General features: G+C 72.2%; 19 protein-coding genes and 1 pseudogene. 15 read left to right on the forward strand and 5 right to left on the reverse strand.

Annotated features, from left to right (window positions below; all coding sequences use genetic code 11):
• The 7 genes and pseudogenes from IE312_RS07080 to IE312_RS07110 form a co-directional block, all read left to right on the forward strand.
• Window positions 1-781: pseudogene (locus IE312_RS07080) on the forward strand (oxidoreductase); the annotation flags it as partial.
• A 185-nt stretch (window positions 782-966) separates the two neighbouring features.
• The gene (locus IE312_RS07085) at window positions 967-1,500 is read left to right on the forward strand and encodes a MarR family winged helix-turn-helix transcriptional regulator (RefSeq protein WP_189979359.1); all 534 of its coding nucleotides are present in this window, start codon (window positions 967-969) and stop codon (window positions 1,498-1,500) included.
• Between the two features lie 84 nt (window positions 1,501-1,584).
• Entirely contained in the window at window positions 1,585-1,824 is a 240-nt protein-coding gene (locus tag IE312_RS07090) for a hypothetical protein (protein WP_189979361.1), read from the forward strand.
• Window positions 1,824-2,201, forward strand: coding sequence for a fic family toxin-antitoxin system, toxin component (locus tag IE312_RS07095; protein WP_189979369.1), 378 nt, complete (start codon window positions 1,824-1,826; stop codon window positions 2,199-2,201). The genes IE312_RS07090 and IE312_RS07095 overlap by 1 nt, the downstream gene beginning before the upstream one ends.
• 119 nt (window positions 2,202-2,320) lie before the next feature.
• A complete protein-coding gene (locus IE312_RS07100) occupies window positions 2,321-3,385 on the forward strand; it encodes a sodium:calcium antiporter (RefSeq protein WP_189979370.1) in 1,065 nt (354 codons plus the stop codon).
• A 201-nt stretch (window positions 3,386-3,586) separates the two neighbouring features.
• Window positions 3,587-5,059 carry a serine/threonine-protein kinase gene (locus IE312_RS07105; RefSeq protein ID WP_189979371.1) on the forward strand — a complete coding sequence of 491 codons (1,473 nt, stop codon included), beginning with the start codon at window positions 3,587-3,589 and terminating at the stop codon, window positions 5,057-5,059.
• A 48-nt stretch (window positions 5,060-5,107) separates the two neighbouring features.
• On the forward strand, window positions 5,108-5,965 hold the full coding sequence (locus IE312_RS07110) for an alpha/beta fold hydrolase (protein ID WP_189979372.1): 858 nt from the start codon (window positions 5,108-5,110) through the stop codon (window positions 5,963-5,965).
• Window positions 5,966-6,066: 101 nt separating this feature from the next.
• On the opposite strand, the gene IE312_RS07115 is transcribed toward IE312_RS07110, so the two are convergent.
• Entirely contained in the window at window positions 6,067-7,056 is a 990-nt protein-coding gene (locus IE312_RS07115) for a magnesium and cobalt transport protein CorA (RefSeq protein ID WP_189979772.1), read from the reverse strand.
• A gap of 491 nt (window positions 7,057-7,547) precedes the next feature.
• A complete protein-coding gene (locus IE312_RS07120) occupies window positions 7,548-7,991 on the reverse strand; it encodes an ATP-binding protein (protein WP_318298421.1) in 444 nt (147 codons plus the stop codon).
• A gap of 225 nt (window positions 7,992-8,216) precedes the next feature.
• On the opposite strand from IE312_RS07120, the gene IE312_RS07125 reads away from it, so the two are divergent.
• The 5 genes from IE312_RS07125 to IE312_RS07145 all read left to right on the forward strand — a co-directional run bounded on the left by IE312_RS07125 (window position 8,217) and on the right by IE312_RS07145 (window position 11,862).
• Window positions 8,217-9,425, forward strand: a complete 1,209-nt coding sequence (locus IE312_RS07125) for a YihY/virulence factor BrkB family protein (protein ID WP_370467524.1) — start codon at window positions 8,217-8,219, stop codon at window positions 9,423-9,425.
• Between the two features lie 93 nt (window positions 9,426-9,518).
• On the forward strand, window positions 9,519-10,070 hold the full coding sequence (locus IE312_RS07130) for a phosphatase PAP2 family protein (protein WP_189979375.1): 552 nt from the start codon (window positions 9,519-9,521) through the stop codon (window positions 10,068-10,070).
• Between the two features lie 190 nt (window positions 10,071-10,260).
• A complete protein-coding gene (locus IE312_RS07135) occupies window positions 10,261-10,632 on the forward strand; it encodes a phage holin family protein (protein ID WP_189979376.1) in 372 nt (123 codons plus the stop codon).
• Window positions 10,629-11,111 carry a DUF3618 domain-containing protein gene (locus IE312_RS07140; protein WP_189979377.1) on the forward strand — a complete coding sequence of 161 codons (483 nt, stop codon included), beginning with the start codon at window positions 10,629-10,631 and terminating at the stop codon, window positions 11,109-11,111. The genes IE312_RS07135 and IE312_RS07140 overlap by 4 nt, the downstream gene beginning before the upstream one ends.
• Before the next feature lie 238 nt (window positions 11,112-11,349).
• Window positions 11,350-11,862, forward strand: a complete 513-nt coding sequence (locus IE312_RS07145; protein ID WP_189979380.1) for a hypothetical protein — start codon at window positions 11,350-11,352, stop codon at window positions 11,860-11,862.
• Window positions 11,863-11,996: 134 nt separating this feature from the next.
• Here IE312_RS07145 and IE312_RS07150 read toward each other — a convergent pair whose 3' ends face one another.
• Complete coding sequence (locus tag IE312_RS07150) at window positions 11,997-13,256, reverse strand: SpoIIE family protein phosphatase (RefSeq protein WP_189979389.1); 1,260 nt, start codon at window positions 13,254-13,256, stop codon at window positions 11,997-11,999.
• 149 nt (window positions 13,257-13,405) lie between these two features.
• Here IE312_RS07150 and IE312_RS07155 point away from each other — a divergent pair, with 149 nt between their 5' ends.
• Window positions 13,406-14,047 (forward strand): carbonic anhydrase, encoded by a 642-nt coding sequence (locus tag IE312_RS07155; RefSeq protein ID WP_189979391.1) that lies wholly within the window; start codon window positions 13,406-13,408, stop codon window positions 14,045-14,047.
• A 992-nt stretch (window positions 14,048-15,039) separates the two neighbouring features.
• Here IE312_RS07155 and IE312_RS07160 read toward each other — a convergent pair.
• On the reverse strand, window positions 15,040-16,014 hold the full coding sequence (locus IE312_RS07160; RefSeq protein WP_189979400.1) for an L-threonylcarbamoyladenylate synthase: 975 nt from the start codon (window positions 16,012-16,014) through the stop codon (window positions 15,040-15,042).
• A 194-nt stretch (window positions 16,015-16,208) separates the two neighbouring features.
• On the opposite strand from IE312_RS07160, the gene IE312_RS07165 reads away from it, so the two are divergent.
• Window positions 16,209-16,475, forward strand: a complete 267-nt coding sequence (locus tag IE312_RS07165; protein ID WP_189979401.1) for a hypothetical protein — start codon at window positions 16,209-16,211, stop codon at window positions 16,473-16,475.
• Window positions 16,472-16,969, forward strand: coding sequence for a hypothetical protein (locus IE312_RS07170; RefSeq protein WP_189979402.1), 498 nt, complete (start codon window positions 16,472-16,474; stop codon window positions 16,967-16,969). The genes IE312_RS07165 and IE312_RS07170 overlap by 4 nt, the downstream gene beginning before the upstream one ends.
• Before the next feature lie 78 nt (window positions 16,970-17,047).
• On the opposite strand, the gene IE312_RS39160 is transcribed toward IE312_RS07170, so the two are convergent.
• Window positions 17,048-17,438 (reverse strand): TetR-like C-terminal domain-containing protein (locus IE312_RS39160; RefSeq protein WP_229899231.1); only part of this gene is annotated, 391 nt, incomplete at its 5' end.

The raw sequence follows: 17,438 nt of genomic DNA on the forward strand, positions 1-17,438 counted from the left end.
CACGGGGCGGGTCGGCCACCCCGTGCTGACGGGGCTGCAGCCCGTCGGCCCCTCCGCCGTCGCCGCGGCCGGGCAGGTGTACACCCACGAAGGCCCTCAGGACTTCGTCATCCCCCACGAACTGACCGACAGCGAGATCCGCGCCACCATCGACGACTACGTCACCGCGGCGCGAGGCGCCATCGAGGCCGGCTTCGACGGCGTCGAGCTGCACGGAGCCAACGGATACCTCATCCACCAGTTCCTCGCCCCGAACAGCAACCAGCGGGCCGACGCATGGGGCGGCAGCCCTGAGAAGCGCATCCGCTTCGCCGTGGAGACCGCCCGGGCCGTCACCGAGGCCATCGGTGCGGAGAGGGTCGGCTTCCGGCTCTCCCCGGGCAACCCCTTCAACGACATCGACGAGTCCGACACCGCCGACCTGGAGGCCACCTACACCGCCCTGGTCGAGGCCCTCGCCCCGCTGAACCTCGGCTATCTGCACCAGCTGGAGGCCGCCGGCATGCGTGACCTGACATACCGGCTGCGCAAGGCCTGGCCCGCGACCTTCATCCTCAACCCCTTCACCGGCCGGCAGCCCACCGGTCCGGCCGAGCTCGAACTCCTCGACAACGGCACCGCCGACCTGCTGGCCTACGGCGCCCTCTTCCTCGCCAACCCGGACCTGCCCGCCCGGCTGGCCCGGGGCGGCCCGTTCAACACCCCCGATCCCGCCACCTTCTACGGCGGCGACGAGAAGGGGTTCACCGACTACCCGACGCTGGAGGAAGCCCGCGCCTGACGGTTCCGCGACGGACCCGCGACCACCGGGCACGCCGCGCCTGAGCAGCGCATACCCTGTGCTTCCAGGAGGCGGGCCCGGGGGCTTGCCCGCGGGAGCCGGTCCCGGTTGGGCTCCCACGGCCGGCCTCCGCCAGGACGACCGCAAGGGCGGCGGCCACACGGGAGAAAGCGGCAGGCAGCACCATGGAATCCGAGGCAATGCCCCAGGCGACGCCCCAGGTCCCCGAGACCGGGGAGCTTCCCGAGGCCGCACGCCGTGGGCCGATCAGCCATACGATCTTCCGGGTGGCCCGCCTGCACCGCATGCTCGCCGGCCAACTGCTGCGCGAGGTCGGCCTGCACCCGGCCCAGGAGCTGGTCATGATGCAGCTGTGGGACCGCGGCCGGATGCGCCAGACCGATCTGGCCCGGCACGTCGGTGCCGACGCCGCCACGATGACCCGCAGTATCCAGCGCCTGGAGAAGGCCGGCTTCGTCCGCCGCGTCCGCTCCACCAGCGACAAGCGCTCCGTCCTGGTCGAAGCCACCGCCGCGAGCCAGGCCCTGCGCCGGCAGGTCGAGGACCTCTGGGCCCGCCTCGAGGACTACGTCGCCGGCGACCTCACCGACGCCGAGCGCGGCGAGACGCTCGCCGTACTCGAACGCCTCGAAACCGCTCTCGCCGCCCACAGCGGCGACGCCCAGGCGTCCTCGCGCCCCGGCGCGCCCGACGCCTGATCTGGCGGTCGTCCGGCCGCTCGGGACCGGGCCGGGGCGTGACCGGCCGGTGCCAAGCGTGGTAACAGCTGTTACCATGCCGGTATGGCGAAGACACAGCTGGGCGCGCGCGTGGACGAGGACGTCGCGGAACTCGCGAAGAAACGCGCCGCCGACCTGGGACTGAGCATCGGCGACTACCTCGCCCGGCTCGTGCAGGACGACGCCAGCGGTCTGCGCGCCCGCGCCGTCGACGCGGCCGCCAGGTTCCTGGCCGACCACCAGTCGATCTTCGACGAGGCCGAACGAGCCCAGCAGGCGCCTCCGGGAGCGCGTGCGGCCTGATGGAACTGCACATCGACGTCCCCTGGATCCTCCAGGTCGCCGAGGCCGCCGGTGCGAACGACCCGGCGCCCGACGACTACGGCGTTCCCCTCTCGGCGGTCGCCCGGCACCGGGCGGAGCTGTTCGAGCAGCCCGTCTACGACGGCCCCTACGCCAAGGCAGCCGCCCTCGTGCACACGCTCGGCCGGTGCCGCTGGCTGGAGCGCTCCAACCTGGCTGTCGCCGCCGCCACCGGCGTGATGTACCTCGAAGCCGCCGGTATCCCGGTCAAGCCCGTCCGCGAGGACGCCATCGCCCTCAAGGACCTGCTCCTCGACCCCGCCTGCACGGCCGGCAAGATCGCCGTCCTGCTGCGGGCCTGGCCCACCGCCACCTGACGCCGTCGTCCGGCGCCCCGCGTGCTGACCGGCCGGTGTCCCCGGCACACTCCGCCGACCAGGACAACCGCGGGCGTGCCCGCTGCTTCCGCCCCGGATCCACGGGTACTCCCAGCCGCATGGGATCTCTGAGTTCGCCGCTGCTGCTGGCGTTGTTCGTGGCCAGTGCGGCCGTCATCTGGATCGCGGGAATCAAGCTGTCGGACACCACCGACGTGCTCGCCGAGCGACTCCACCTCGGCAGCGCGCTGGGCGGCCTCATCCTGTTGGCGATCGCGACGAATCTGCCCGAGATCGCAATCACCGCGAGCGCGGCGATGGCCGGACAACTCGACGTCGCGGTCGGCAACATCCTGGGCGGCATCGCCATCCAGACCGTCGTCCTGGCGGTCCTGGACGCGGCAGGGGTCCGGCCGCGCGCCCCGTTGACCCGCCTTGCGGCCAGTCTCCAGTTGGTCCTCGAGGGCGCCATGGTCGTGGCCGTACTGGCGGTGGTTGTGATGGGCACCCAGCTCCCCCCGGACCTGCACGCCGCGCGCCTCGCCCCCGCCTCGGTCGCGATCGCCGTCCTCTGGGTGATCGGCCTCGTGCTGCTCGACCGGGCCGGCCGGGGCCTGCCGTGGCGGGAGGGCGGCGACGCCCCGGACAGCCAGCCCGAGCCACGCGGCCACTCGAAGGGCAAGAAGGAGAAGGCTGCCAGCGACAAGGGTGTGAGCACCGCGCGCGCCGGACTGGTGTTCGGTGTCTCCGCGCTGGCCACGCTGATCGCCGGTGTCGTGATCGAGCGCAGCGGTGAGGAGTTCTTCGGCCGCCAGGGGCTGAGCGGTGTGCTGTTCGGCGCGACCGTGCTGGCGGCGGCCACCTCCTTGCCCGAGGTCAGCACCGGCCTGACCTCCACGAAACTGGGCGACTACCAGCTCGCCGTCAGCGACATCTTCGGCGGCAACGCCTTCCTGCCGGTGCTGTTCCTGCTCGCCACCCTCATCTCCGGCAAGCCGGTGCTGCCGGCCGCGCACGACACCGACATCTACCTGACCGCGCTCGGCATCATTCTGACGGTGGTCTACATGGCGGGGCTCGTCTTCCGGCCACGCCGTCAGTACGCCCGCATGGGCGTGGACAGCATCGCCGCGGTGGTCATCTATCTTGTAGGCATCGCCGGCCTGGCGACGATCGCCACCTGACCCGCCGTCACCGCCGCCTGAGCTGCCGTCACCGCTCCCTGCCCCCGGGGCCGCCCCCTCGTCCGTGGCACCGACAGTCCCACCGACCGGGTCGCGGGGCGGGGTGCAGGGGTACTCCGGCACCTCATGGGTACGCGTGTGCGGTGCCCTCTTGCGGGCGCTCACGTGGGCAGCACCCGGGGAAGCAGTGGGAGATGTGACATGAAGCTACGCCAGTCGGCTCTGGCGCCGTTCCGGTGCTCCGCGGACGTACTGGGCGGCCGGTACCGCCTGGACGCGGTCATCGGTTCGGGCGGCGCCGGCGAGGTCCACCGTGGTTTCGACCTGCGTCTGAAACGACCGGTGGCCGTCAAGGTCTTCCACGTCGGCAGCGGCGGACACCGAGAGGACGGCTTCCACAGCGAGGCGGTGATCCTCGCCCGGTTGCAGCACCCCGGCCTGGTCACCGTCTACGACGCCGGCCGGCACGACGGGCGTGCCTTTCTGGTGATGGAGCTGATCGAAGGCCCTACGCTGAAGGCACGCATCGCCGCGTCCCCCCTGGGGCCCGGGGAGACCGCCGCCCTCGGAGCCGACCTGGCGCGGGCGCTGGCCCACGCGCACGACGCGGGGATCGTCCACCGGGACGTGAAACCCTCGAACATCATCCTGGACGGGTCCGGGCGCCCGCACCTGACCGACTTCGGCATCTCCCGGCTCCTGGACGCCACCACCCAGACCACCACCGACGCGCTCATCGGCACGGCCGCCTATCTGTCTCCCGAGCAGGTGCTCGGCCGGCCCGTGGGGCCGGCCGCCGATGTCTACGCCCTGGGGCTGGTCCTCCTCGAATGCGTCACGAGCCGGCTGGAGTACGACGGTGCGCCCTTGGAGTCCGCGATAGCGCGGCTCCACCGGCGGCCGGAACTGCCCGACTCCCTGCCGGCGGAACTCGCTTCCCTGCTGGGGGACATGACCGCGCTCGAGGCGCAGGACCGCCCGTCGACGGACGACTGCGCCCGGGCTCTGGCCGCCCTCGCCGGCACCACGGGCTTCAACAGGCCCGTCGCACCCCCGGCCGACGTCGCGAGCCTGGTGCCCCGGCAGGCGCCGACGCGGGCCGAGGTCACGCACTCGTACGCGTCGAGCACCGCCGGCATCGCCGGCACGGCCGCACCGAAAACCGTGCCACCGCGCGGACGCCACCTGGTCGCCGGCACGGCCGCCGCGCTGGCGGCTGCCGTGGCCGCCACGATGGCCGTGTCCGACGGATCCGCTCACCCCACAGAGACACGTGTCATGAAGAGTCCCTCCGTGGCGGACGGTACGCCCCGCACGTCCGTCCCCGGCCACGAGGAGCGTTCCGCCCCGGCCGAACCCTCCGGTCGCGAGGCCCCCGCAGGACGGCCTCAGGACGCCGGTTCCGCCGTAACGTCCGCAGCCGTCCCCGTCCGGGCTGTGACGGAGCGGGAGACGGCCGCCACCACCCGGGTCCCGAGCACCCCGGACACATCCGGCACCGAAGCGCGTGGCCAGAGGGGAGCGGGCGCTGCCCACCGGCGATCCGGAAAGTCCAGCAAGCCCGAGAAGCTCCACCAGAAGCAGACCGAGAAAGCCGGGAAGCACGCCGGAAAGGCCGAGAAACAGGCTGGGAAGGCCGAGAAGAAGGCCGGGAAGGCCGAGAAGAAGAACTAGGGCCGGGGCCGGTGGGGCGGTGTGTCGAGAGGACGGGAGGCCAGGGTCTTGTTCGAGGGTTTCGCAACCACCCGGGTGCGGGTGGAGGACGCGTCGATCTTCGTCCGCCACGGCGGGGAGGGGCCGCCGGTGGTGCTGCTGCACGGCCACCCCCGGACCTCCGCGACCTGGTATCGCGTCGCCCCCCTCCTCGTCCGGAGCGGGTTCACCGTCGTCTGTCCGGATCTGCGGGGATACGGCCGGTCCACCGGCCCGGCACCCACCGCGGACCACACCGGGTACTCGAAGCGGGCTGTCGCCGGTGACGTGGTCGAGGTGATGCGCTCCCTCGGCCATCCCCGGTTCGCGCTGGCCGGGCACGATCGCGGAAGCAGTGTCGCGCTGCGCCTCGCGCTCGACCACCCCGACGCGGTCTCGCGTGTGGCGCTGATCGACGGTCTGCCCCTCACCGAGCACCTGTCCCGCATCACGACCGAGTTCGCCACGCAGTGGTGGCACTGGTTCTTCTTCGCCCAGCCGGACATCCCCGAACGAGTCATCAACGCCGACCCGGACAGCTGGTACCGCGGCGACCCCCGGAGCATGGGGCAGGAGAACTACGACGAGTGGCGCGCGGCCACGAGGAACCCGGACGTGGTGCGGGCGATGCTGGAGGACTACCGGGCCGGCCTCACCGTCGACCCGCGGCACGAGGAGGACGATCGTGCCGCCGGGGTACGGATCCGGTGCCCGGCCCTGATCCTCTGGTCGCTCCGCGACGACCTGGAGGACCTCTACGGGGACCCGGTGAAGATCTGGCGCGAGTGGGCACCGGACGTCCGGGGTCACGGCATCGACTCGGGGCACCACGTGGCCGAGGAGGCCCCGGAGGCACTCGCGTCCTCCCTCGCAGACTTCTTCTCCTGACGGCCCGGGTGAGCCCCCCCGGCCCCGGCCCCGGCATGCGCCCCGCGCCCGCCCGTCGCACCCATGGCGGGGAAACGGGCGGGCGGCGACGTGGTGCGCGGTCAGAGCCAGCCGTTGCGTCGGAAGGCCCGGTACAGCAGTCCCGCTCCGAGGGCCATCACGGCGAGCGCGCACGGATAGCCGTAGCGCCAGTCCAGTTCGGGCATGTGGGAGAAGTTCATGCCGTAGATTCCGGCGACCATGGTGGGGATGGCGAAGATGGCCGCCCAGGCGCTGATGCGGCGCATGTCGTCGTTCTGCCAGGTGCCCACCTTGGCGAGGTGGGCGTCGAGGACGGAGGCCAGGAGGTCGTCCAGGGCACGGACTTCGGTGTCGGTGCGCGTGAGGTGGTCCGTCACGTCACGGAAGTACGGCAGGACCTGCCGCGGCCATTCGTCACGCGCCGTGGTGAAGGGCTGCATGACGGGCACGAGGGGCTGGATGGCGTCCCGGAACTCCACCACCTCGCGTTTGAGCGAGTAGATCTGTTCGGTGAGGTCGTCGCGGGCCGGTGAGAACACGCACCGCTCCAGTTCCGTCAGGTCCGTACGGATCTGGGCGGCGGCCTCGGCGTACGCGTCGACGATCACGTCGGTCACCGCGTGCAGCACACTGACCGGCCCGAGCCGTGTCATGTCCGGTTGAGCGGCGAGCCGGCGCACCGCCTCCACCGTGGGATCGTCGGCGCCGTGCCGCACGGTCAGCGCGAAGGACGGTCCGAGGAAGACCATCACCTCGCCGGTCTCCACGTCCGCGCTCCGCTCGACGAACCAGACCGTCTTCACCGCGACCGCCAGGACGTCGCCGTAGCGCTCCTGCTTGGGCCGCTGATGGGCTTGGACCGCGTCCTCGATCGCCAGGGGATGCAGTTCGAGGTATTCCCCCAGCCGCTGCAGCTCCTCCTGGCGGGGTTCGTCCATGCGGATCCAGGCGAACTCGTCCGGTTTCAGCACCGCCAGGCGGTCCAGGGTGGCCCGGCATCCCTCGTCCGCCTGCCGGCAGTCGATCTGTTCCTGCTCACCCGTCTGCTCTTGATAGATCACGCACTCCATGCCCTTTCGGATGCGCTCGCCACCGCATTCCATGCTCCTGAGTGTGCAAAGCATGCTCGTGAGTGGGCGGAGCCCGTGGCGGGCCCCGTGGGTGAGCGCTCGTCCCCAGGTGGTCACCAGACCTTCACATCGGTCCGCCGCTGACCGGGCGCGTGCTGGAAACCCGGTGACATGTCGCCTCCCGGAGGGATCTGTCGCCGTGATCGCCGTCGCCGTGTTATTGCTCCCTGTGCTGAGCCTGCTGCTGTACGGACTGGACCGCGTCGAGGGCTGGTTGCAGGGTGGTCCACGAGTGGCCCGCCATGCCCGTGGCCGTCATCTCCGACTGGTCCACAGCGCGGGCCGGTCACGTCGTCCGGGTCATCCGGCCGATCGGTCGCCGCGGCACCGCGACGCGGCCTGATCGAAGCGGTACGACAGCCCGGCGCCCCAGCTCCCCGAGTCCGGACTCGGGGAGCTGGGGCGTTCCAGGCCGCATCCGCATCCGCCCCTCAGGGCCGGCGGACCGAACCCCCGTCGGGGTCGTCCACGAGGGCGATGCGGGCGGTGATGCGCTTGCCGACCGGCTCCCGCCGCGCCTCGAAGCCCTGGACGACCGCCATCACGATCTCCAGTCCGTGCTGGCCCACGCGGCCGGGATCGGCGGCCCGGGCCACCGGGAGCACGGGGTCGCTGTCCCAGACCGCGACCTCGATCACCGTGTCGGTGACGCGCAGGTCGAGCAGGACCGGGCCGGGGGCGTACTTGCGGGCGTTCGTCACCAGTTCGCTGACCACCAGCTGCGTGAGGTCCTTGGCGCGCTGCGGTACGGGGACGTCGTGCTCGGCCTGCAGCCGTCCGAGGAAGTCGGCCGCGAGGTGCCGGGCCTCCGCGATGCACGAGCCGTCGCCGTCCAGCGCGGCCGACATCTGCCACAGTTCCGGTTCCTGGACCATGAGGCCCTTTTCGTCAAGAAGGATTGATTGCATCCCCACCGCCTTCGCCACCCCGTTCATACGCCCGCGCGTACCCGCGATCGCCGTCCGCACGCCTGCGCCTCCCCGATCAATGCGACCAGGCCGCGCACGCCCCCCCCGGTGGGACCTCCGGAGGGCCGCCGACACGACGGTCGATCGCCCCCCGCAGGCGTAGACGGGACCACGAGGGGTTACCCGGCGGATATGGCGAGGCTGCATCTTCCAGGGCGGGACGCACACCACGGTGGCGACGACGAACGGGCACACGAGGAGCCGAGGACTCGGGAAACCGGGCCGGCACCCGAGGAACCGGCACGGCCGGAAACCGGATCGGGAGCCGATGAGTCGGCCCGGCCGGAAACCGGATCGGGAGCCGAGGAACCGGCCCGGCCGGAAGCCGGAGCGGAAGCCGATGAAGCGGCACCCGGGGAGGCCGGGCCCGGACCGGACGTGGAGCGCCGGGCACCGGACACGCCGACGAAGCTCCCCAAACGGGCCTGGGGCGCCGTGTTCAAGGGTGCGCTGCGCGAGTTCCAGGACGACGAGCTGACCGATCGAGCGGCGGCCCTGACGTACTACGGGGTGCTGTCGCTGTTCCCGGCGCTGCTGGTGCTGGTGTCGCTGCTGGGCATCACCGGCAAGTCGGCGACCGACTCGGTGCTGGCCAACATCAGGAAACTGGCTCCCGGCTCGGCCAGGGACATCATCACCCGGGCCGTGGAACAGCTGCAGAGCAGCGCGGGCGTCGGCTCGATCATGGCGGTCGTCGGCATCGTCCTGGCCGTATGGTCGGCCTCCGGCTACGTGGCGGCCTTCATCCGCGCGGCGAACGCCGTGTACGACATGCCGGAGGGCCGCCCGGTGTGGAAGATCCTCCCGATCCGCGTCGGGGTGACCGTCGTCCTGATGGTGCTGGCCGTGATCAGCGCGTTGATCGTGGTGTTCACCGGCGGCCTGGCCCGCAGGGCCGGGACCGCGCTGGGGATCGGGGACACGGCACTGACGGCCTGGTCGATCGCCAAGTGGCCCGTCCTGGTGATCCTGGTCACCGTCATGATCGCGATCCTGTACTGGGCGAGCCCCAACGCGAAGGTCAAGGGGTTCCGGTGGGTCACGCCGGGCAGTTTCCTGGCCCTGCTGATCTGGATGATCGCCTCCGCGGGATTCGCGTTCTACGTCGCGAACTTCGCCTCCTACAACAAGACCTACGGCACCATGGCCGGCGTCATCGTCTTCCTGGTCTGGTTGTGGATCACGAACCTGGCGATCCTGCTCGGTCTGGAGTTTGACGCCGAGACCGTACGACAGCGGGCCATCGCCGGCGGTCTGCCGCCCGACACCGAGCCGTACACCCAGCCCCGCGACACCCGGACCTGGGACGAGGAGGACCGGCGTCGCCTGGGCGAGGAGTGACCGATCTCCCGTGGATCACGGGTGAGCACGGTGATCACGAAGCATGGGTGATCACGGGTGTGAGGTGTCGGCCCGCGGGACATCCGCCGTCATATGAGGCTCCTTGAAAGACTGAGCGATGCTGATCGGTCGCTGAGCATCCGGGCGGCACACCGTACCCCGCCCGGTGCCGGCAAGATGCTGTCGGCGGTGGAGGAGGCCGCGGAGAGCACGAAGCTGTGGTGCGGCGCGGCCGCCGCCATGGCGTGGCTGGGCGGATGGCGCGGCCGCAGGGCGGCGGCCGGCGGCCTGGCCGCCCTGACGGTGGCGCAGCTGGTCTCCAACGGTCTGTGCAAACAGCTGGCCGACCGGCCCCGGCCACCGAAGGAGTGGTTCCCCCACGACGAGGTCGACGACCGCCCAGACTCCTCCTCCTTCCCCTCCGGGCACACCGCCGCCGCGGTCGCCTTCACCGCCGCCGTGACACCGGCGTGGCCGGCCGCCGGCGCCGCGTGCGCCCTGCCGGCCGCCATGGTGGCGTTCGAGCGGGTCCAGAGCGGAGCTCACTACCCCAGCGACGTGGTGACCGGCGCCGCCATCGGCCTGGCCGCCGCCTGGCTCACCCGTCGCGCACCCCGTCTGCTCCTGTGCCGGCGTCTCGCGTGAGGGCGGCCGACCGGACCACGCTGCTCGACCTGAACCGGCCCGTACGGGGTACCCGCGCGGTCATGGACGGCCGGGCGCAGGGTGAGGCCCGGCCGGCACACAACTCGGGAACGGAGGTGACCGCGTGTCAAGCACATACCCGCACCATGCCGGATCCGGCCAGAGCACGGACCGTGCCGGTCAGGAGCCGGTGGGCGAGCTGGTGCAACGCGCATCGCAACAACTGACCGAACTGGTGCGAGGCGAACTGCGCCTGGCGCAGGCGGAGATGAAGCAGAAGGGCAAGCGTTACGGCAAGGGGGGCGGTCTCTTCGGCGGTGCCGGAGTCGTCGGCTTCCTGACGCTGCAGGCGCTGGTCGCCACCGCGATCGCCGCGCTGGCGGTGCCGCTGCCGGTGTGGGCGGCCGCGCTGATCGTCACCGCCGTGCTGGGTGTGATCGCCGCGATGATGGCCATAAGCGGAAAGAAGCAGGTAGAGCAGGCCGCGCCGCCCACACCCGAGCAGACGATCGAGAACGTGAAGGCCGACGTGGCCGAGATCAAGGAGAGTGCGCACCGATGACCCAGCCTCCGCACGACGAGCCCACCGCAGCCAGCCCCGAGGAACTGCGCGAGCAGGTCGAACAGACCCGGGCCGAGCTCGGGGAGACGGTCGAGGCGCTCGCAGCGAAGACCGACGTCAAGGCACGCGCCCAGGAGAAGGCCGCCGAGGTCAAGGAGCAGGCCGCGGCGAAGGCCGGCGAGCTGAAGGAGCAGGCCGCCCTCAAGGCGGGCGAACTCAAGGCCAAGGCCGCGGAGTTGGCCCACCAGGCGCAGGACCGGCTGCCCGACCCGGTCAAGGACGGTGCCGCCCAGGCCGCCGAGCAGGCCCGCGCCAAGGCGGCCCAGGCCGGTCAGCTGTGGGAGGAGAAGGCACCGGAGCCCGTACGGCAGACCACGGCCCAGGGACTTCAGCTGGCGCAGAGGAACCGGAAGGCGCTGCTGGCCGCGGCGGGCGTGGCCGTCGTGGCGTGGTTCGCCTGCCGCCGTTCGAAGGGTTGATCCGCGGCCCGAAGGATGAGCGCGGTCGCCGCGCCGCTCGTCGCCCGACCGGAATCCGGCAGGCCGACTGACGGCACGACAGGCGGGAGGGCCGGTACCCGTGTGGTACCGGCCCTCCCGCCTGTCGCGCGAACCTCACGGCTTCGCGGCACTTCCCGTACCACCCACGGGTGCGAACTCCCCGCAAGGGGAAGGAAGCCCGCAGGGGACGGGGAGCGAGGCAGAACGCGGAGGTGCCGTGGCGAGCGAGATCTCGGACCGGTTCCGGTACAGCGTCACGCACACCTACGTGACGGGTCAGGCTGGTGACAGCACACGTACGGCCACGCTGGTCAGCGCGAGGGCGGGCAGCCTGGACCGGTTCGCCGACCGGCCGAACGAGACGGCTGAGTCCTGCGAGCACTGTGACGCGCGGCTGCGGGTCGTGCTCCGGTCCACGGCCGACGTACGGCGGCGGCGGAGCACGCACCGGGCGTTGTGGCCGGTGTGCGCCGTGCTGGCCCTGCTCAGCACCTGGTGCCTCGTACACGTGCTCCGCACCGGTGACGGCACGGGAAGCGACGACCTCCTCGGCCTGTACGTCACCGTCTCCGCCACCGTCCTCCTCGGCTACGCCACCCTGCGCAGCCTCGTCCTGACCCAGGCCTTCGACACGCCCGAGGTGACCAGGACGGACGATCGCGAGCCGTCCGGGGTCCGCCACGGCTGGACCACGCCCCGGCAGACGGCCGCCGAGGACCGCCGGTCCTGACGCGGACGGCTTCGCCTGCACCGGATCCGCGGAGTGCGGTCCTCGCCGTGGCACCCGCACCGGGCCGGCCGCCGACCCCACCCCGGTGGCCGCCCCGATGGCCCCCACGGGGCCACGACGGCGACGTCGGCCGGTCAGCACGGTCGCGTCGACCGCTCCAGACGGACCACGACGATGGCGATGTCGTCATCGGCGCCGCCGGCCAGGCCCAGGCGGGAGAGGAGGGCGTCGGCGAGGTGTTCCGCGCCGAACCCCGTGCACGTGGTGAGCGTGGAGGTGAGGCGGGCCAGACCGGCGTCGATGTCCTCGTCACGCCGTTCGATCAGGCCGTCGGTGTAGAGGACCAGGGTGTCCCCGGGCAGGTACGTCGTGTTGGCCTGGGGGCGCGGGACGTGCTCGGGACGGGCGCCCAGGGGCGGGTCGGTGGCCTGGTCGAGCAGCCGGCAGGAGCCGTCGGGGTGCAGGAGGACCGGCGGGGGATGGCCGGCGCTGCTGTAGATGAGGAGCTGGCTGTGGCAGTCGACCAGGACCTGGACGGCGGTGGCGGCCAGCGCTCCGTCGACCGAGCGGGCGTAGAGCCCGAGGACCTCCAGCGCCTGGGCGGGGCCGTGGACGGTGCGGGTGGCCGCGCTCAGCGCGCTGCGGAGCCTGCCCATGACGGTGGCGGCGATCAGCCCGTGGCCGACCACGTCGCCGACGGTGACGGTGAAACGGTCCCCGGGCAGGTCGACCGCGTCGTACCAGTCGCCGCACACGTTCAGGGATCCGGTCGCGGGCAGGTAGCGCACCGCGATGTTCGGGTGCTGGATCAGGTCGGGGGAGTGCAGCATCGCTTCCTGGAGGGCGACGGCGACGCGCCGTTCACGGGCATGGGCCTGCCGCAGTTCCTCGTTCAGCTGCTGGAGCTGCCGCGCCCGGGCGTAGAGCTCGGCCTCCATGGCCGCTTCCCGGCCGGGGCTGACGGACGGCGCCAGCGCGGCGCGGCGGGCGCGGATGACGTCGGTCATGTCTTCGGACCGGTGCATGATCCAGGCGACCTTGCCGTCCGGGCCGAACACCGGCACGTTGATCGCGGTCCACCACCGCTCCTTGAAGACCCCGGGGTTGCCGGGGACCGGGATGTCGTACTTCTGCAACGCCATGTGATCCGTCTGGCCGGAGGACAGGACACGGTGCAGCGAGGCTTGCAGGGTGTTCCGCCCGTCGGCCTCCGGGTCCGCGGGGTTGTCCGGGAAGACGTCGAAGAGGTACTGCCCGACCAGCTCTCCCCGGCTCCGGCCGGTCACCCCGCAGAAGGCCGGGTTGGCATCGGCGATCACCAGGTCCGTGCCCAGCACCAGGCACGGGCTCGGGAGGGCGGCGAACACGCCTGCGTAATCGATCTTCGGTGTCACGCGCATTCCTGCCAGTGGCTCGCTTTCAATCTACGGAAGGTCCGGCTTCCGCGCCCGCCGACCCGGCCGGTGTGTGACGGCGTAGACAGAAAGGGCTTACCGCGCGGCCAGGCGGTGCGCCGCCTCCCGCCGGGTCCTAAGCTGCCGACATGAGCGAGATCAAGACCCCGACGCCCCGCGACGCCTTCGAGCTGCTGCTGGCCGGTAACCAGCGCTTCATCGCGGGCGCCCCCGAGCACCCGAACCAGGACGCCACGCGCCGCGCCGAGACCGCACCGTCCCAGCAGCCCTTCGCCGTACTGTTCGGCTGCTCCGACTCGCGGCTGGCCGCCGAGATCATCTTCGACCGCGGCCTGGGCGACCTGTTCGTGGTGCGCACCGCGGGTCACGTCGCGGGTCCGGAGGTGCTGGGCAGCATCGAGTTCGGCGTGGACGTGCTGGGCTGTCCGCTGGTCGTGGTGCTCGGTCACGACTCGTGCGGCGCGGTCGGCGCGGCGTGCGCCGCGGTGGAGGACGGCACGACGCCGGCCGGGTACGTCCGGGACGTCGTCGAGCGGGTGACGCCCAGCGTGCTCGCGGCGCGCGCCGCCGGCCGGGTCGAGCCGGACGAGATCCTCGCCGAGCACATAAGGCACACGGTCGACCTGCTGCTGGACCGCTCCCGCGGGCTCGCCGAGAAGGTCGCCGCCGGTCAGGCCGCGGTGGTGGGCCTCTGCTACCGCCTGGCCGACGGCAGCGCGCAGGTCGTCGCGTCCCGGGGCCTCGACCTGGCCCTGCCGACCGCGTCCTGACGACGAGGGCCGTGCCGACCGCGTCCTGACGGCGAGTGGGCTGGCGGCGCGGTCTGACGGCGAGGGGCTGGCGGCGCGGGTTCGACCGCGAGGGGTCCGGCGGCGAGGGCTGCGGTGGCGCGGGTCTGACGGCGCGGGGTCCGGCGGCACGGGTCTGACCGTGAAGGGCCTGGCGGCGAGGGGTTCGGCGGCATGGGCTGCGGCGACGAGGGGTCCGGCGGCGCGGGTCTGACGGCGAGGGGTCCTGCGGTGCGGGAATGACCGCGCAGGGCCCGGCGGCAAGGGCTGCGGTGGCGAGGGGGCTGTCGGCGCGGGTCTGACCGCGAGTGCTCCGGAGGCGCGGGCTGCGGCGGCGAGGGGCCTGGTGTTGCGGGGCCGACCGTGAGGGACTCGGTCGTCACGGCTCTCGTGGAGAGGGTCTGGCCACGCGGCTCGCCTGGAGAACCCTGGCCGCTGCGGAGCTCCGGGAGAGGGCCCCGCGAGGGTCGCCGCTGCGGGTCCGACCGGGAGAAAGCTGCCCCGGTGCGGGGTCCGGCCAGTTCCGGTCGCTACGGCTCTGACCGCGAGTGCCCTGGCCACCACCGCGCCCCGGCCGCGCCGGGGTCTGGCCAGGCGACCCCTACCGGGCCGGGGCTGCCCACGCGGTCCCGACCGCTCCAGGGCCCGGTCGCCACGGTCCCGAGCGCCCCGGGCTCGTGTCGCTGCGGTCGCGACCGTGAGGCCGGTCCCGGCCGCCCCCGGCATCTGGCCGCTGCCGCACCTCGGCGGCGCCGGGGTCCGGCCGTCGCCCTCCCGGCCGCGAGGCTCCGGCTGCTACGGCCGCGACCTCCCCGAGCCCTGGCCGTCACGGCGTGACCGTCTCGGGGTCTGGCCGTCACGACCCCGACCACGTCGGATCCTGGCCCTCACGGCCCTTGCCGCGTCAGATACTGATCCATACCGCCTTACCGCCTTACCGCCCTAGTCGCGCGGGCAGTACCAGCCGATCCCGGCTATGCGGACTCCCGGGGCCCCGCGGCGCGGCGGAGCCGGTTGGCGATCGCGAGCCCCAGCCCTTCCTCGGCCGGCAGGGACGCGAAGATGAGGTCGCAGCCCTTCTGGTCCAGTTCGCGCAGCAGCCCGTACAGCCCGCGCGCGTAGGCGTTCATGGAAGCCGGTACCGCCGCCACGGCGTGGGCCTTCACCGCAGCGTCAGTGAGGGAGGGCGGGAGGAAGACGCCCACCCGGTGTCCCCGCTCCTGCGCGAGTTCCGCCTCGGCGACGACCGCCTCGGGCTCCACCAGGACGACTCGCGCACGCGGCGCGTAGTGGGACGGATGCTGGCCCGGCACCCGGACACGGCTCGTCGCGTGGACGGTGAGCGGGCGTCCCAGCACCGCTTCGAGGTCCTCGCGCGTCACGCCGCCGGGACGCAGGATGCTCGGGACCTCGCCCGTGGCGTCCACGATGGTCGACTCGACGCCGACCTGGCAGGGACCGCCGTCCAGCACGAAGTCGACGCCGTCACCGAGCTCGGCACGGACGTGCTGCGCGGTGGTGGGGCTGACCTGGCCGAAACGGTTGGCGGACGGGGCGGTGACACCACCGCCGAAGGCCGACAGCAGCGCGAGGGCGACGGGGTGGTCGGGCACGCGCACGGCCACCGTCTCCAGGCCACCCGTCGCTTCCAGGGGCACCCGGCGACCGCGCCGCAGGACCAGCGTCAGCGGACCCGGCCAGAAGTGTTCGGCCAACAGACGCGCCGTCGCCGGCACCTCCTCGACCCAGTCGTCCAGCTGGTCCGCGCCGCCGATGTGGACGATCAGCGGGTGGGAGGGCGGACGCCCCTTGACCTGGAAGATGCGCGAGACAGCGGTGGGATCCTCGGCGTTGGCACCCAGACCGTAGACGGTCTCGGTCGGGAGCGCCACGAGCCCTCCGGCGCGCAGCACGCCGGCAGCCTTCTCGATGTCACTGGTTCTTGCCATCACCCTGGCAATCCTAGGTGCACCGGGAGGCCGGCGAGCACCGTGGCCCAGGGGCCGAACCAGCGTCGGTGGAGTCGATCTCCCAGCGGCTCACCGGGCCGGGACCCGAGTGGGCCGGGACACGGTTGGAACGCGGAATTCAGCGGTAGGTGTCGGGCGTCACAGTGTGAAGCACCGGGAGGTGCGAGGTGGGCATGGCTGGTTCAGGTTCCCCGTCGGAGCCGGGGAGCTGGTTCGAACGCTGGGACGAGCGGGGACTGGCCGTCGCGTGTCTGGTCGCCGTGTGCGGATCGGCGACCGCGGCGCTCTTCGGGCTCTCCGCGGCCTGGCAGATGCCGTTCCTGTTCACAGCGGTGTACGCGATCCTCCGCACCCTCGTGCCGCTCACGGCCTCCCACCGCGAACTGGGAAGTCTCAGGGCGGAGGTCGAACGGCTGCGACACACGACTTCGACCAGGTGAACTCCTCACGCATCGAGCACTACCCGGACGCGGCGTCCTTCTACAGGGCGGCTACGGATTACCTGGTCACACGAGGTACCCGTCACCTGGACACCTGGTACATGCGGATCGGAACGCCCGATGACTTCAGCGAGTCGACGGCACCCTTCGCGGACTACTTCCAGGCGGTGCTCGACTGGGCGGCGGCCGGCGGCTCGGTGAAGCGCCTGTTCTGCATCGGTACCTCCCGGGCGCACACCAGGTGGACCGCGCAGCACCGGGAGGAGACGCGTCACCTGCGCAGTTACAGCATTCGGGAGGTGACCTGGCCCATCAAGGCGGACCTGATGAGCATGGCCATCATGGACACGAGCGCGGTGTTCCTCGCCTTCACCGTCGGCGACCGGGTGCAGGGCATGCGGATCGAGGACACCGAGGCGGCGTCCTACTTCAAGTCCTACTTCGACCGGCACTGGGAGAACGCCCGGGACGTGCCCCGCGCGCCGGCGGCCTGACGCGAACGGTGCCCGACCGACTCCTCCAGCCGCTCGGCCCGTAGCCCTGCGGCCGGCCGGTGGTTACCGCCCTCGTCGTCAGGAGGGGAGGCCGTCCGGTTGCCGAGTGCTGGTGAGCCAGTGGGTGACCACGGTGTCGATGGTGGCGTCGGTGACGGGCCGGCGGTCGAGGAAGCGCCGGAACATGACCGGTCCGACGAGCTGGGCGAAGTCGTCTGCGGATATCTGGGTGCCGGAGGGTTCCAGGAGCCGGTTGAGGGCGTGGTGGCGGTCCTCGCTGATCTTCGCCAGGGCGTGGGCGGCTCCGGGGTCACGGTCTGCCTGGGCCGCCAGGGCCATCAGCGCACTGGCGGTGGCGGGGTTGTCGAGCCCGTGGCGCAGGCTCCTCAGGAACGCGGTGATGACGGCCCGGGGGTCGGTGCCGGGCTCGGGGTAGGTGGTGCCGTCCCCGGATTCGAGCATGACGTCG

It is taken from the genome of Streptomyces capoamus (assembly GCF_014654935.1).
GTDB classification, from domain to species: Bacteria; Actinomycetota; Actinomycetes; order Streptomycetales; family Streptomycetaceae; genus Streptomyces; species Streptomyces capoamus.